At 58.9% G+C, this 14219-nt stretch carries 14 protein-coding genes and 1 pseudogene; 8 read left to right on the top strand and 7 right to left on the bottom strand.

Annotated elements, in window-relative coordinates; translation table 11 throughout:
* Together MA07_RS30570 and MA07_RS01550 are read right to left on the bottom strand one after the other, a co-directional pair.
* A partial coding sequence (locus MA07_RS30570; protein WP_036346148.1) for a hypothetical protein occupies nucleotides 1–213 on the bottom strand: 213 nt, incomplete at its 3' end.
* A gap of 9 nt (nucleotides 214–222) precedes the next feature.
* The gene (locus tag MA07_RS01550) at nucleotides 223–495 is read right to left on the bottom strand and encodes a hypothetical protein (protein WP_036345701.1); all 273 of its coding nucleotides are present in this window, start codon (nucleotides 493–495) and stop codon (nucleotides 223–225) included.
* Nucleotides 496–637: 142 nt separating this feature from the next.
* Between MA07_RS01550 and MA07_RS01545 the strand changes: the two genes are divergently transcribed.
* From MA07_RS01545 to MA07_RS01525, 3 genes are all read left to right on the top strand, one after another.
* On the top strand, nucleotides 638–1108 hold the full coding sequence (locus MA07_RS01545) for a MarR family transcriptional regulator (RefSeq protein WP_036346122.1): 471 nt from the start codon (nucleotides 638–640) through the stop codon (nucleotides 1106–1108).
* Between the two features lie 350 nt (nucleotides 1109–1458).
* A complete protein-coding gene (locus MA07_RS01540; protein ID WP_036346114.1) occupies nucleotides 1459–1746 on the top strand; it encodes a hypothetical protein in 288 nt (95 codons plus the stop codon).
* Nucleotides 1747–3170: 1424 nt separating this feature from the next.
* The gene (locus MA07_RS01525; protein WP_036346109.1) at nucleotides 3171–3467 is read left to right on the top strand and encodes a helix-turn-helix domain-containing protein; all 297 of its coding nucleotides are present in this window, start codon (nucleotides 3171–3173) and stop codon (nucleotides 3465–3467) included.
* A gap of 51 nt (nucleotides 3468–3518) precedes the next feature.
* Here the strand turns inward: MA07_RS01525 and MA07_RS01520 are convergent, their stop codons facing one another.
* The 4 genes and pseudogenes from MA07_RS01520 to MA07_RS28400 all read right to left on the bottom strand — a co-directional run.
* Entirely contained in the window at nucleotides 3519–5438 is a 1920-nt protein-coding gene (locus MA07_RS01520; RefSeq protein ID WP_052002715.1) for a transglycosylase domain-containing protein, read from the bottom strand.
* A gap of 160 nt (nucleotides 5439–5598) precedes the next feature.
* Nucleotides 5599–6558 (bottom strand): pyridoxal-phosphate dependent enzyme, encoded by a 960-nt coding sequence (locus tag MA07_RS01515; RefSeq protein ID WP_036346107.1) that lies wholly within the window; start codon nucleotides 6556–6558, stop codon nucleotides 5599–5601.
* 189 nt (nucleotides 6559–6747) lie between these two features.
* On the bottom strand, nucleotides 6748–7689 hold the full coding sequence (locus MA07_RS01510; protein WP_036346104.1) for a threonine/serine dehydratase: 942 nt from the start codon (nucleotides 7687–7689) through the stop codon (nucleotides 6748–6750).
* Nucleotides 7690–8101: 412 nt separating this feature from the next.
* Nucleotides 8102–8248, bottom strand: a pseudogene (locus MA07_RS28400) (proline racemase family protein); the annotation flags it as partial.
* 395 nt (nucleotides 8249–8643) lie between these two features.
* Between MA07_RS28400 and MA07_RS01500 the strand changes: the two are divergent.
* The 4 genes from MA07_RS01500 to MA07_RS01485 all read left to right on the top strand — a co-directional run bounded on the left by MA07_RS01500 (nucleotide 8644) and on the right by MA07_RS01485 (nucleotide 12861).
* A complete protein-coding gene (locus MA07_RS01500; protein ID WP_036346098.1) occupies nucleotides 8644–9606 on the top strand; it encodes a dihydrodipicolinate synthase family protein in 963 nt (320 codons plus the stop codon).
* Nucleotides 9607–9983: 377 nt separating this feature from the next.
* Nucleotides 9984–10580, top strand: coding sequence for a TRAP transporter small permease (locus tag MA07_RS01495; protein WP_152568681.1), 597 nt, complete (start codon nucleotides 9984–9986; stop codon nucleotides 10578–10580).
* Nucleotides 10580–11845 carry a TRAP transporter large permease gene (locus MA07_RS01490; protein ID WP_036346095.1) on the top strand — a complete coding sequence of 422 codons (1266 nt, stop codon included), beginning with the start codon at nucleotides 10580–10582 and terminating at the stop codon, nucleotides 11843–11845. Before MA07_RS01495 ends, MA07_RS01490 begins: the two co-directional genes overlap by 1 nt.
* Nucleotides 11846–11871: 26 nt before the next feature.
* On the top strand, nucleotides 11872–12861 hold the full coding sequence (locus MA07_RS01485) for a TRAP transporter substrate-binding protein (RefSeq protein ID WP_036346092.1): 990 nt from the start codon (nucleotides 11872–11874) through the stop codon (nucleotides 12859–12861).
* Nucleotides 12862–12906: 45 nt separating this feature from the next.
* Here the strand turns inward: MA07_RS01485 and MA07_RS01480 are convergent, their stop codons facing one another.
* Nucleotides 12907–13599: a GntR family transcriptional regulator gene (locus MA07_RS01480; RefSeq protein WP_036346088.1), complete on the bottom strand. Its 693-nt coding sequence runs from the start codon at nucleotides 13597–13599 to the stop codon at nucleotides 12907–12909.
* Nucleotides 13600–13959: 360 nt separating this feature from the next.
* Between MA07_RS01480 and MA07_RS01475 the strand changes: the two genes are divergently transcribed.
* On the top strand, nucleotides 13960–14219 hold a 260-nt coding region (locus MA07_RS01475), incomplete at its 3' end, for a proline racemase family protein (RefSeq protein ID WP_036346086.1).

The raw sequence follows: 14219 nt of genomic DNA, 5'->3' as shown, positions 1-14219 counted from the left end.
GGCCTGCGGCACCGCTGAAGCCTGCACGGTCTCCCGCTCTGCGTGGGCGGCAGCGGTCTGGAGGAACAAGGCTCCTCCACTCACCGCTGTGCCCAGCAACAGTAAGGCGCTGAGAACACGAGCAGCGGTCTCGACCCTGTCCGGCGGCTCCGGAGGTCTGAAGTAGTTCGCAGGTCGACGTGTGCGGTTGCGCATGGTGAGGATCCGGTTCATCGCATCACCTCAGTCGCATTCATGCACGATGCGGGACACGACCTTGCCCTGAGGCGTGCGATGCTTCTGCACTTCGAGGTAGCAGTTCTCGGCCAACGCGAGGCCCTGCACATCTTGCAGGCTCTCCTCGCCGTCATGGTTCTCCACGGCAGCCATCTGCATCGATGCCTCAGGTTTGGCACCCGTCTGAGGCGCTGCAAGAGCTGCGTGGCTGATCAGGAATGCGACACCGATGGTCAAAACAGCGACGCCTCTCAGGAAGGGAGCGGGGATGCGGGTCATGGCAGGCTCTCAGGAAGCTGGGGTGGAGGCCTGCCCTGGTGTGCAGGTTCAAATTCATTACCGAGCAATTGAATGACGCGCAACTATACTAACGGGCTATTCAGTGGTACGCTAACGAACATCATTGCTCCAGGAGTACACCTTGGCCAAACCGCAGCCGCTTGACCTTGCCACCCTTGAAGATGGCCTTAAGCTCGACCGGCAGCTTTGTTTTGCCGTCTATTCCCTGTCGCAGGCCTTCAACCGCGTGTACAAGCCGGGGCTGGACCAGGTCGGCCTCACCTACCCGCAGTACCTTGTGCTGCTGGTGCTTTGGGAGCAGGACGACCAGATGATGAAGCACATTGGCGAGCGGCTTCATCTCGACTCAGGCACGTTGACCCCGCTGTTGAAGCGACTGGAAGCTGCCGGCATCGTGCGCCGCCAGCGGGATCCTGAGGATGAGCGACAAGTGCGGATCATTCTCACGCCTAAGGGTCACAGCCTGAAGGAGCAGGCCGCCAAGGCGCGGCACAACGTGGTCTGCGCCAGTGGCCGCTCAGCCCAGGAGATCCAGGCGCTCAGGGATGAACTCATCCGACTGCGCGACAGCCTCAACAGCTTTCTAGAATAGCTGTCCCAGCCTTGCAGCCCACTGAGGGTACAACACGGCAGAGTTGGAACGGTCACCTCTGGTAGCCCTGCTTCCCTGCTGGATGAGCCTACGATGTGTACAGGCGCAAGGTCCCGAAACGCAGCGGCGGGCGCCTCATCCACCTCTCGCAATCGGGCTGCGCTGAGTATCTGAGACAGGTTGGCATTGGACCAATGGCCCATATACAATTGCGCGCTATTCATTTATACGCAATTGAATGGTGAGGAAACCAGGCTTGGACCGCGCGTAAGCGCACAAATGCAATGACCCCAAGCCTCTCCGTTGAGACAGGTTCTCGCCCTGCACAACCTGATATTCTGGAGCGGACTATGACACGCTTTTACTTCGACCTGTTCGACGGGGGTGACGTCTCGCGCGATGAGGAGGGCACAACCTTTGACGATCTCAAGCAAGCGAAGAATGCTGCTATTGTAAGCCTGCTTGAGATCATGAGATCTCGAAAGATCGAAGGTGATACATCCGAGTTGGTGTTCCTGGTCCGGGTTTCCTCAGACATGGCTGCCTTCGCGGTGAAGCTATCGCTTCAGGTTGGCAGTAACGATGCACTCTTCGGCTCCGCTTCAGAGAGGCTTCCAGTTCCAAGCCTTTGCCCGTGAACCCGGTGCACATTCATACTGCCACCAGCTTTCCCGTCACATCTGTTCAGTGGAAGACTTCTCCGGGATCGGGAGCACCGTCATCACTGCTGAGCGTGGAATGGATGGTCTCCTTCGGGTCAGACATTCGCATTCAGGCCCCTCACTGAACGTCAGCTCTCGAGCATCGAAACAGACAAATCGCCTACGTCTTAGGAGAGCCAATTGCAGTTCTTCCTGACTCATCGGTTCGTTGGCCCATGCGGTGTCACCGCACTTAGCTGGAGTGCTGCCCAAGCGGCCGAGGCTAACTTCCTCGAACGCTTTCGCGGCAGCTGGTCCGGCTCGGGCAAGATCCAGCGCGAGGGCACCTCTCAGCCGCGACAGGTGACCTGCTCTGTCGCCAGCAGTCCTGCGGGAATCGGGTCAGTGCGCAGGGCAGTTGCCGTGCCTTTGCAATCTTCAGCCGGCAAATCGGCGTTGATCTGGCCTATGACTCCCGCACTGGCACCTGCCACGGGATCTACACCGGCGCCCAAATTGGCCCTGCCCGGCTCACAGGCAGGCGCCGAGGTGATGTGGTGAACCTCCGGATCGAATGGCCGCGCCCAGTCAACGGCGACACGCAAGCTGCCATGGCAATCCGGAACAAGGGCCAGGGCAGGCTCCGCATCACGGTTGCTGATAACCTCAACCCTGGTGGACCCGTCCTGCAGACATCGGAGATCATCTTGGCGCGCCAGTAGCCAAGTACCCTATGCAGGATCATTAAGCACCCTGCGGATGGTAGTCAGCGACAGGCCGAAGTGCTTGGCTACTTGGGTTGGGGCTACACCGGCCAGAACAGCGGCCCGCACGGCCTTGCGCTGCCCCTAATGCAGGGCGAGTGCGGGCTTGGCTGACCTCGGCGATCTGGTCTGTCTGGCGGGGCCTGGCCCAAGCTCGTCTAGGGACAATCTGGCGTCCTGCGCCGCCGCCTTTAATTCCGGCTGCTGGCCCCTGCCCTTCTCCAGGCGACGCTGCACTTCCTTGACGAGCTGCTCAAGCTGCTGAGCCAGTTGAGCATCCGACAAACCGGCCAGCGCCGACGGCCCAGCAGCAACTTGAGCCGGCGCGGACGAGGGCGTGGGAATGGTGAGCGTGACCTCGAAAAGGTCGAGCGTGCGCGGTGAAAAACCCTTGTGTGGCATGCGCTTGATATGGTGATTGCCCGTCCCTGCTCCAAGCTGGAAGGGGTCAGTTGCATATGTATTGACACCCCTCGGGCAAGCAGGACCCTTGGCTGTCGGAGGGTGTCGCGCTCTCACCTGTTATCCAGCTCAGGGTTTCTCGACCTGCTCGCGATAACTCGCGTCAGGAGAAGGTGAGCGTAGCCCGCGGTTCTCCAATCTGCCATTGACGCACTGCGCCACTGACGTATCTTTCCTAAGCAGCGGAGGAGCTTTATGGGCGATGACAACGACTTTGAGCAACTCATTGCTAGTCTAGGCTCCATTCTCGCAGAAACAAATGACGAGCTCAGCCTCGGTGGTGGTCTGAGGCTGCCTAGCGTCATCGATGCAGCCGCCATCCGGAGCAGGACCGGCCTCTCGCAAGCCGCTTTCGCCCGGCGCATCGGCGTTGCGGTCGGCACCATTCGGAACTGGGAGCAGGGCCGCCGAACACCTCAGGGGCCAGCCCGGGTTCTGCTGGCGCTACTCGATTGCAACCCAAGGCTTGTCGAAGACACTCTCGGAACCTGAGCGCAGGAGGGGCTGTGCAAGACTATGCCTCCATCGTTCGATCCCAACCGCCTAGGTCCTTTTCTCCCTGAGGGGCTTTTCCTGGGGTGACAGAATATCAGGCAGCATCATGGCCTGCGGAAGCGACGAGAGCCAATCGACGATCTGGTTCGCATCAAGACCTCGCTTGCTGCGTGCGCTTGCGAGCCGCTGCTCCTCAAGCCTCTGCTGGCGCTTGGCCCATTCATTCACGGCAGTGGCCACACGCCCGAAGTAGGCAGCGGGAGCACCCGCGCCAGCAACGGCGTGTCCCGTCTCGGCGCGGCGCCGGCCCATCCAGACGCCGAATACCCGCTGCTCACTCCAGCCAACGAACCAGGCATCGGCATTACCGGTCGAGGTCCCGGTCTTTCCGTAAGCTGCCCACTGCTTCATCTGCGCCGCGCGTCCGGTCCCATGCTCGACCGCCTCGCGCAGAACCTCCTGTGTTGGCTCAACGCATTTCTCCGGGATGACCCTCGTCCGCATCGGCGTGAGAAAGTCAGCCCTGACCTGGCCGCGGCCATCGACCACCGCCAGCACACCGGCTGGGGTGATGCGGTAGCCGCCATTGGCCACCACTGTGTAGGCAGCCGTCATGGCCATGACATTGCTCGAGTAGGAGCCAAGAACAAAGCTGGCATCAGCTGCAGGACCAGGATCGACCCCGATGCGCCGGCTGACCTCAGCAACCGTGTCGGTCCCAATCTCCTGTGTCAGCCGCACAGCAGCCGCGTTGCGCGATGAGGCAATAGCTTCCTTCAGTGTCGTCTGACCGCGGTAGCCCAGCTCGCCATTCGCAGGCCAGGTCCCGCTGATGGGCTGGTCCACAACCTTGCTCTCAGGCGTCTTGCCGGCCTCACAGGCAGCGATCAACAGCGGCAGCTTCGCCGTCGAGCCGGCCTGGACGCGCGCTTTGACGGCATTGTTGAACTGCCTCTGCGACCAGTTCACGGAGCCCACCATCGCCTGCACGCGTCCATTAGGAGTCATCATCACCGCGCCAGCATCGTACTGAGATGGGACAGCTCCGTCCTTGATCAGCCTGCTGAGTTGTTGTTCCGCAATGTGCTGGACCCGCGGGTTGAGGGTGACAAAGAAGCGAACTGTCTCGCCTGGCTGCAAGTACTTGTCGCCCCAGGTTTCCACCACCCACTCAGTAAAGGCCTGCGGCTGGATCTTAAACTCTGGCAGCAGGCCGGGGCGAATGCCGGCTTTCTCAGCCTGGCGCCGCTCCTTGTCCGAGATCCTGCCCTGCTCGGCCATGAGCTTCAGGACGATAAGCGCTCGCTCGTGCGCCCGCTCGCGCGTTTTCTCCCGCAGCGGGTTGAGCCGGGCAGGCGCCTTCACCATGCCGGCCAGCAGAGCCGCCTCGTACAGCGTCAGATCCTTGGGCTCTTTGCGGAAGTAGTGCCGGCTCGCCCGGTACAGCCCGACGATGTCGCGCCCGCCGAACTCAATCTGGTTGAGATAGGCAGCCAAGAGTTCTTCCTTGCCCACTGCCTCGTTGAACAGGCCAGCGTACCAGACCTCCGCACCTTTGCGCTCAAGACGGGTGAGCACGTTACCCCCGCGTAGATCGTGGAACACCAAGTTCTTGAGCAGTTGCATCGGGATGGTGCTGCCACCCCGGGTGAGGCCGCCTTTGAGCACGGCAAGCAGGGAGACCACATCAACCCCGTTGTGGTCGAAGTAGCGCTTATCCTCGACAGCCACGATGGCATTCTTCATCACCTCAGGGATCTCCGAAGGCGCGAGCACGACTGGGCAGCGGCAGTAGGCATCCCATCCCGTCTTCGTGCGGGTGACCATCACCTGCGAGGAGGCTACCAAGAGGCGAAGGGACCGCGGCTGGAGATCCCAGAAGTGAACCGGGTCTGCGGCTTGTGCGGTGGGTGCGTGGGAGAGGCTGGTGAGCAGGAGAGCAGTGGCGAGCGCCAGAGCGCGGGTCATTGGAGGCCCTATGTTGCGCCGACCGATTCGGCACCAAGACCTTCAACAAACACGAAGACTATGGCTGAAAGCGGTACGGTATTACGGCCAAGCTTCGTCGCCTCGCCGCCATGCTGCTTTCAGGCTCTGACCGATCATTCGGCTTTCTTGGCCTTACCCCTCAATCAAAGATGGCTGGGGTGCCGCCCGTGTGCACGATACAGGCAGCCTCATCTGATGGGATGTCGTGCCGGGCTACACAATTGAGGAGACCGGCAAAGGTCTTGGCGACATAGGTCTGCTCAAGTACGAGAGCCTCAAGTTCTGCGAGGAGATGGCCTGCTTGAACAGACGCTTCGGTTCTGACGCCATAGCCTGCTCCCAGTTGATTCGTATAAATCCGGACGCGACTTAGCGGATCGTCCTTAGCCTCGACGCCGGTCAGCCGATACAAACCGTCGAGAATGGATCTAAGTCGAGCTTCAAGTTCGATGGCCTCGTACTCGACGCTGATGAGATGGAAGGTCCAAGGCAGATCAAGCAGGAATGCGCCAAAGAGCATCCCGGCTTCTGTTACACCCATAGAGCCAGGAAGCACGATGTGCCGAAGGCTGAGCCCGCCTGCTACAGCCTGCTCGTGTAACTCCTTAGCAGCACGGGCATAGCCGAGGCCTCCGATCACGGGATTACCAATCAGGTATGGGCGACGTCCTGAAGCAGTGAGTTCCTCGACAGTGCGTTTCGCCAATCTGCCACGCTCTTCCTCGCCGACTGGACCAAGGTGTTGGATCTGCGCGCCCATCATCCCTGTGAGCAGAAGATTGCTGTGCGGCGGGAGGGGATCTGTACCCGCGTAAAGCACAAGGCACTCTAGCCCTAACTTTGCGGCCGCGGCTGCCGTAAGGCGGCATTGGTTTGACGCGGGGGCTCCTGCAACCACCAGAATGTCACAGTCTCTCTCCATTGCCTCTCCAAGCCAGAACTCGAGGCTCCGAACTTTATTGCCGCCAAAGGCCAGGGGCATGCAGTCGTCCCGCTTGACCCAAAGTTGCTGGTGCCCCGTATGCGTGCCGATCCGCGCCATATGCTCTAGCGGAGTTGGTTGCTGGAGAAGGTCGATACGAGGAAAAGCATCGAGCATCGGATCAATCCTCAAAAGCACGCAACGCAGCGGCCATAGGGTTTTGCCACAGACTTGCGCCATCGATGACCTTCTAGCCCCTCGGCTATTCTCTCGCCGCTCGCCAGCATGCCCCACGGTGCGGAGTAAACCGCTATGCCAATGCAGGCAATAGCAACAAATCGCATGATCGCTACAGACAACATGCGCTTATTCCATGCCGTCTGTTCCGGCGCCACAGATCAGGGCGCAGACGTGATCGTTTGCTGAGCGCGGAACCTTCCCGGCCTTCAAGGCGGCAATCGAGGCCGCTCCTGACAGATCGGCGGCAATGCCGAATTCAAACCAGAGCCAACGGGCCGCAGCCTGCATTTCATCGTCCGTGACAAGGACAATGTCGTCAACGTGGCGGATCACCGTTTGGAAGATCGCCTCATCCGTCCGCCGGCAGGCCATGGTGGGAACCCGCGTGCTGACGGTATCAAGTGTGACGAGGCGCTGAGCGTCAAGGCAAGCCCGCAATGTGGGAGAGCCGACCGGTTCAATCCCGATTACTTTGACCTGAGGGCGTCGAGCCTTCACGGCCGTGGAAAGGCCGGCGATAAGCCCCCCTCCTCCGATCGCGACTAGGATCGTGTCCACGTCCGGCATATCGTCCAGGATTTCCAGACCCAGTGTGCCCTGGCCTGCAACCACGATCGGATCACTGAACGGATGGACATAGGTCGCGCCAGTCTCGGCCGAGAAGGCCAGCGCAGCCTCGTTGGCCTCATCCCAGACGGAGCCGACAATTTCAACGGATGCGTTCCATCCCTTCAATTTTGCGACCTTATCGGGCGCGACATTGGAAGGTAGAAAAATCTTGGCCGCTATGCCGGCCACATGGGCTGTGCGCGCAATGGCCAATCCGTGATTGCCCCCGGAGGCTGTCACCAGTCCATGCCTTAATCTTTCCGGCGGCAGGGTCTTCAGCCGGTTCATGGCGCCTCGCGCCTTGAACGAGCCCGCCACCTGCAAAAGCTCAAGTTTGAGCGTGACCCGCCCCTCAAGTTCGCTGCCGTCGCGCAACTGCATGGCTGACAGCAACGGAGTGCGTCGGATCAAGGGGGCGATGCGCTCCTGCGCCGATAAGATATCGTCAATCGTGATCACGGCAGGGTCCTCCTGGACAGTATCGAAATAGGAGCTGCTTGAGCGATCTCACCGAGAACATGTTGCTCGGGTAGATCATCGGTAGTGTAGGCCGCAGTCTGACGCGTGATCGCCCTGCGTAGGCACCCCGAAAGGTGCGTTGAAGCTTGGATCGTCACGACTGGGGATGTCCCCTTCCTAGCCACAGATGGATGAGCATTACCGGAAGGCATGAGAATTGAACTGCCTTGGATGTGTCCATGGTGGAGGTTGCGGATCACGGCGCATAGCGGCTCAAGAAACGTTGATCGACCTAACTCAGACTCGGCGTCGCGACCTGGAGTTGCCTCCACTTAGTGATATGCCTCTGCGTGAGTTCACGCCCAGCCGAGAAACCTGTCCATGCTGCTAATAGGGGGAGCCACCCGGAGTTGTTGCGCAGGGTTTCGTCTCCAGCGATGAACCGGGACTGCTCCCAGATTGTGTCGCCAGGAGGGGGTGTCACACCCCCTATGATCACATCGCCCACCTCCCCTTCCGCATGGCAGCTGACGATATGAACGACTTTCGACGTGCGCATTGAGCTCTCCGGATCGTGGCTGTCTTACGACGAATTTCCTGGATGTCGAACCCTGCACCCTCAGCCAACAGATATCAGAAGATCGATGGTCTCGGTCTCTGCGGGCTTCTGATCACCCGCTCAAGGGTACCGATCTCAATCTCAAATCCCTAGTTGATCCGTGTCCGAGTCCGACATTCCTTTCCTAAGGGCTGACACGCAGAACACTCGCATATTGAATACAATTTATAATAAGGAATTCGATCAGGCCCAAGCGTTCTACTGCTCCTGCGACAGCGTTGACTCCACGAAATGTAGATTGTATAAAATACTTAGTTGACCCCGTCCTCGGCAGATTTTGAATTTGCGCACATCAGCCGTGCGGGCAGAGGGACTGGCTTCTGAAGGAGAACCCCGTGAAATCAAAGATTTTTTCCGGCTGCATCCCGGCGCTTATGACGCCCTGCAAGGCCGATCGCAGCCCTGACTTCGACGCGCTGGTGCGCAAAGGGGAGGAGCTGATTGGGGCAGGCATGTCCGCGGTTGTCTATTGTGGCTCGATGGGCGACTGGCCGCTTCTGACTGACGAGCAGCGCATGGAAGGTGTGGAGCGCCTAGTGAAGGCCGGCGTGCCGGTCATCGTTGGCACCGGAGCCGTCAACACCAGCGCTGCAGTGGCCCACGCCGCCCACGCGCAGAAGGTCGGCGCCCAGGGCCTGATGGTGATTCCGCGTGTCCTCTCCCGCGGGTCGTCGCTGACCGCACAGCGCCACCATTTCAAAGCGATCCTCGCTGCCGCTCCCGATTTGCCGGCAGTGATCTACAACAGTCCCTACTACGGCTTCGCGACCCGTGGAGACTTGTTCTTTGCCCTTCGAGCCGAGCATCCGAACCTGATCGGTTTCAAAGAATTCGGCGGTACCGAGGCACTGACCTATGCGGCCGAGCATATCACCAGCCAGGATGACGGTGTGACGCTGATGGTTGGTGTCGATACCGCTGTGTTCCACGGCTTCGTTAATTGCGGCGCCACCGGTGCGATCACTGGCATCGGCAACGTGCTGCCCTGCGAGGTGCTGCACCTTTGCGCCCTTGCTCAGGCCGCTGCGAAGGGTGATGCGGAGGCTCGCCAGCGCGCGAAGGAACTGGAGGAGGCGCTGCACGTTCTCTCCTCCTTCGACGAGGGGCCGGATCTGGTGCTGTATTATAAGTATCTGATGGTGCTGAAGGGGAGCCCGGAATACGCGGTTCACTTTAACGAAACTGATGCGCTCTCGGACAGTCAGCGCGGTTATGCTGAGGCTCAGCTCAAGCTCTTCGACGCATGGTATGCAGAGTGGAGCAGGCAATCCGGTACGGTGCAGAAATACGCTGCCTAAGGCATATGTGAGAGGCCCACTCAACCGTGGGCCTTTTTCATTCTTGACGGTGCCGAGGGCGGAAGCAGAAGGTTTGAGGCCGCTTGAGCAGTGCTATCTCTAGGCTGACTAGCGAGATGTCGTCGGTTTCGAGTTGTGCCAGACGATAAAGCGGCGGTGCAATAGCAGTCCTTCTTCCTTCAAGACACATTCAACAGCATCTCCGCGCGTCGAAAGCCTTGTAGAAATGTCTCCCACAAAATGCCCGGGATAAAGGCCCTACATCTTGGTTGATCCGTAGATTGTATACGGTACACTTTCAGGTGGCTAGCAATGGAGCTGTGCGAGTGATCGAACCGAACCTTTTATCGACGGGTGAGTCATTGCCCAGCTCCCGCATGTCGTCCTGGCCGGTACGCACTATCATTGCCCTTTCCAATGGACTGCTCGCTATTGAGCGTGTTGCGATCATGAGCTTTATGGGTATCTTGACCCTGCTCATTTTGATCAATGTCACAACCCGGTATGCGGGCCTGCCAATTTACTGGATCGACGAGTCAGCCGTTTATGCGACGGTCTGGCTAGCTTTCATTGGCGCCTCGGCAATGACGCGGCTTCGGCTCGACTTTGCTGTGACAATGCTCACCGAACGGCTCTCTGCGCGAGGACAGCAGATAGCACGGATTATCTCTACGTTGGCGGTTGTTGGCTTTGGCCTCGGGCTCACTACGATGTGCTGGCTGTGGATGGACCCGATTGGTATTGCCTCCGCTGGGTTTGATGCAAAGACCTATGCAGGCGATACTTTCAACTTTCTCTATACGGAACGCACTCAGACGCTGAATTGGCCAAGCTGGATTATATATCTAGTCCTGCCAATCTTCGCCGTCTCAATGACTCTGCACGGCCTTGCCAACATACTGGAAGACCTCGGCATTGTTGGCAGAAGCGCCTTTCCGGGGTTCCACGCCACCGTCAGCAGCGGGATCAACTAATGGTCACCTCCGCTGCCTTCGTTGCCATCATGCTGGCTGGCGTGCCGATCGGCCTGTGCCTTTGCCTCGCCGGCATCGTCTATATCGTCGCTTCAGGCAACCCTTTGCTGTTTCAATCCTATCCGCTGCAAATGTTCGGCGGAGTGGATAGTTACGGCCTTATCGCCATTCCGCTCTTCATTCTGATCGGTGAGATCATGAATGGAGGTGGTATCACACGGCGCATCGTCGAAATGGCGATGGCTATCGTGGGTGCATTGCGGGGCGGCTTGGCTTACGTGAATGTGCTGGCCAATATGTTTGTCGCTTCGATCCTGGGCTCGGCTACTGCCCAAGTGGCTATCATGTCCCAGATAATGGTACCTCAGATGGAGCGTCAGGGCTACGATAAGACATTCGCGGCAGGCCTCACTGCCTATGGGGGAATGCTCGGTCCAATCATCCCCCCGTCGGTGATGTTCGTGGTCTACAGTGTACTTGCCCAAGTGCCCGTCTCCGACATGTTGATCGCCGGAATCATCCCAGGTGTGCTGTTGACGGTACTGTTTTTCAGCATCATCGCAGTGATGGGTTTGGTGTACAATTTCCCGGCCGGAGCACGCATGACGCCGCGTGAGCGAGTGATGATTGTTCTTCGCGCGGCGCCGACGCTGTCGATCCCATTGGTGATTGTTGGCTCCATCCTCACGGGTCTCGCCAATGCCACGGAGGCGGCTGCCGTTGGCGCAATCGCGGCGGCGCTGGTGGGCCGCTACTGGACTCGCGAGTTCCGGTTCTCCCAAATTCCGGAAATGCTGCTCCGATCTGGAATCTACTCGGCGATCGTCCTGTTCTTGGTCGCTGCCGCGGCTGTGTTCTCTTGGATTTTAATTTTCGGCAAGGTTCCGCAGGAAGTGGCGGGGTGGCTCCAATCGGTTGCCAAGGATCCAGTCACCTTCATGCTCCTGGTGAACGTGATCCTGATCGTCATCGGTACAGTCATTGACGGCGTACCGGGTCTGATCATGACAGTGCCGATCCTCCTGCCCATCGCGACCGAGGTTTATCACATCGATCCAAGGCACTTTGGGGTCGTGGTTGTGATCAATCTGGTGCTCGGGCTTCTCTCTCCTCCCGTCGGCCTCTGCTTCTTCGTCGCGGCAGCCGTTACAGGCGCCAAGCCCGGCAAAATGTTCATAGTGACACTGCCCTTCTTCATCGTTGCGTTCCTGATGCTGATCATTCTCTCGGTATGGCCCACTCTCTCACTTGCCCTCGTCGACTAACCTGTAGAAAGAACGGAGGACTAATCATGACCATTTCCCGCCGACATCTCCTCGCCTTGGCGGCTGGCGCAACCCTGCCGCTCGCAGCTCCGACGGTGCTTCGTGCTCAAAGCCGTGAGTTCCGCCTTGGAGTCATTACGCCTCCGAACCATCCCTGGAACAACGCTGCCCTGAAGGTCGGTGAGACACTGAAGGCTGAGACCAGCGGCCGCTTGTCGCTCACCGTTTTCCATGCCGGCCAGCTCGGGAACGAAGGCGCCATGATGCAACAGCTCCAGTCAGGGGCCCTCGACATGGCCTTTATCCAGGCTGCCGAGCTTGGCTCCCGTGTCCCAGCGATTGCGGCGATCAATGCTCCCTATGTGGTGCGCTCCACGGAGGCCGTCGCGAAGCTCGTCCGCCACCCAGTTGCACTCAGCCTGTTCGATTACCTTCCCAAGGAGACAGGCACGATCGGCCTTGGCTGGGGCATCACATCGATCCGTGCTGTGTTCTCAGCCAAAGACATCTCGTCCGTTGCCGACCTAAAGGGCATGAAGCTGCGTATCAACCCGACCCCTGCCTTCCGTGACTTCTACCAGCTACTAGGGGCTGCCCCCACACCAATCCCGACCCCACAGGTGTTCGATGCAATGGCCAATGGTCAGGTCGATGGCCTTGAGGCAGATCTCGACTTCTCCTGGAACCAGCGGTTCGACAGGGTCTCCAAGACCATCCTTCGGATGAATGCCGTTCACATGCCGATGGTGGCGCTGGTCTCCGGCCGGGTCTGGACCACCCTGCCAGCAGCCGATCGTGAGCTGATCTCCAAGGCAACTCGCGCAGCGCTTGATGCCGAGATCGATGAGATCGTCGCCAATCAGCCTGGCCTATTGGAGAACTTCTCGAAACAACCCGTCAAGATCGTCGTCTCTGATGTGAAGGACGCGGATCCAGTGATTGCCGAGTACGACAAGATTTGGCTTCCGAAGGCCCCAATTCTGGCGGAGTTGCGCAAGGTCGGCGCAACGCTCTGAGGCTGCCTCACTTCCACCAATCAAGGCGGGCGTTTCGCCCGCCGCCTACTTCGAAGTGGCTTTGTTATGCTCTTCGAAGTAATTGCGGAGCGATTTACCCACACCTTCGATATGCATTTTCAGGAGTGAGCAGGCCTCGGAGACTTTGCCACTCTTGCAGAGGCGCACAAGTTCAGCGTGCTCGACTTCTGCACGCTCCATGCCGCCTGTCAGCGAAAGCTGAAGCCGGGTATGTCTGTCACATTCCTGAAGTAGGCCCCCAACGATTGCCTGCGCGCGCGGCTGTCGTGCATGTTGGTACAGAACGTTATGGAACTCCGTGTTCAGCTCACCCCAGCGCCTGACGTGCTTAGCACGGAGTTCTGAGCTGTATTCCTGAAGGATTTGACTAAGACGCTCATAGTCTGCTTCCGACAGATGTTTGGCAGATGCTTTGAGGAGGCGTGGTTCTAAGAGCGCTCGAAGTTCAAAGAGTTCGTGAACTTCCTCCATAGACAGCTCTGAGACGATTGCGCCGCGATGCGGAAGGATCTTCACCAACCCTTCAGCTTCGAGTTGCATCAGGGCCTCGCGGACCGGGATACGACTAACCCCAAACTCTGTAGCCAGTGCATCTTGACGAAGCTGGAAACCGGATTTGAACTCACCATCCACAATCCTGCGCCGCACTTCCTCTGCGACGGCAGAGGCGATGGTCCTGTGCTGTAGTGACTTTTGGGCGGGTCTGGCAGGGGGCATAGCTTTCACTGTCGTTAGTTGCAGATCCTATGGAATAATGGATCCTATGACTCTATAGCGGACTGACAAAAGAGTGGCTTGACTTACATGATTTTATACAATCTACCTTTAGGAAGTTCAATTTCATATTGTAGGGACAGGAGCTAGATGGCGAACGAAATTGATTGGGTGTACCAGTCAAGATTCCGTTCAAGTCGAACTGCGAGTTCCAGATCGAGACCCTCATGGACAACACCTTCAAACCACGACCGTTGCTGCCCGGTGCGGATCTCACAGCTTTGGCCTAGTAAAGCATGGCGTGGCACGGGGTCATGCCTATTCTTTCTTAACAGTCATCTCTTGTGAACAGCGAGTGAGGCCATGGCGCGCCACACCTTCTTCTGCATCGACGGTCATACCTGCGGCAACCCGGTCCGCGTGGTCGGCGGCGGCAGCATTCCCCAGCTCAAAGGGGACACAATGTTCGAGCGCCGCCAGCACTTCCTGGCGGAATACGACTGGATCCGGACCGGCCTGATGTTCGAGCCCCGCGGCCACGATATGATGTCGGGCTCGATCCTCTACCCGCCGACGCGGCCGGATTGCGACGTGGGAATCCTGTTCATAGAGACCTCGGGCTG

This window comes from Microvirga sp. BSC39 (genome assembly GCF_000739015.1).
Taxonomy (GTDB): domain Bacteria; phylum Pseudomonadota; class Alphaproteobacteria; order Rhizobiales; family Beijerinckiaceae; genus Microvirga.
The sequence above is the reverse complement of the archived record's forward strand: the minus strand, read 5'-3'. Positions and strand labels throughout refer to the sequence as shown.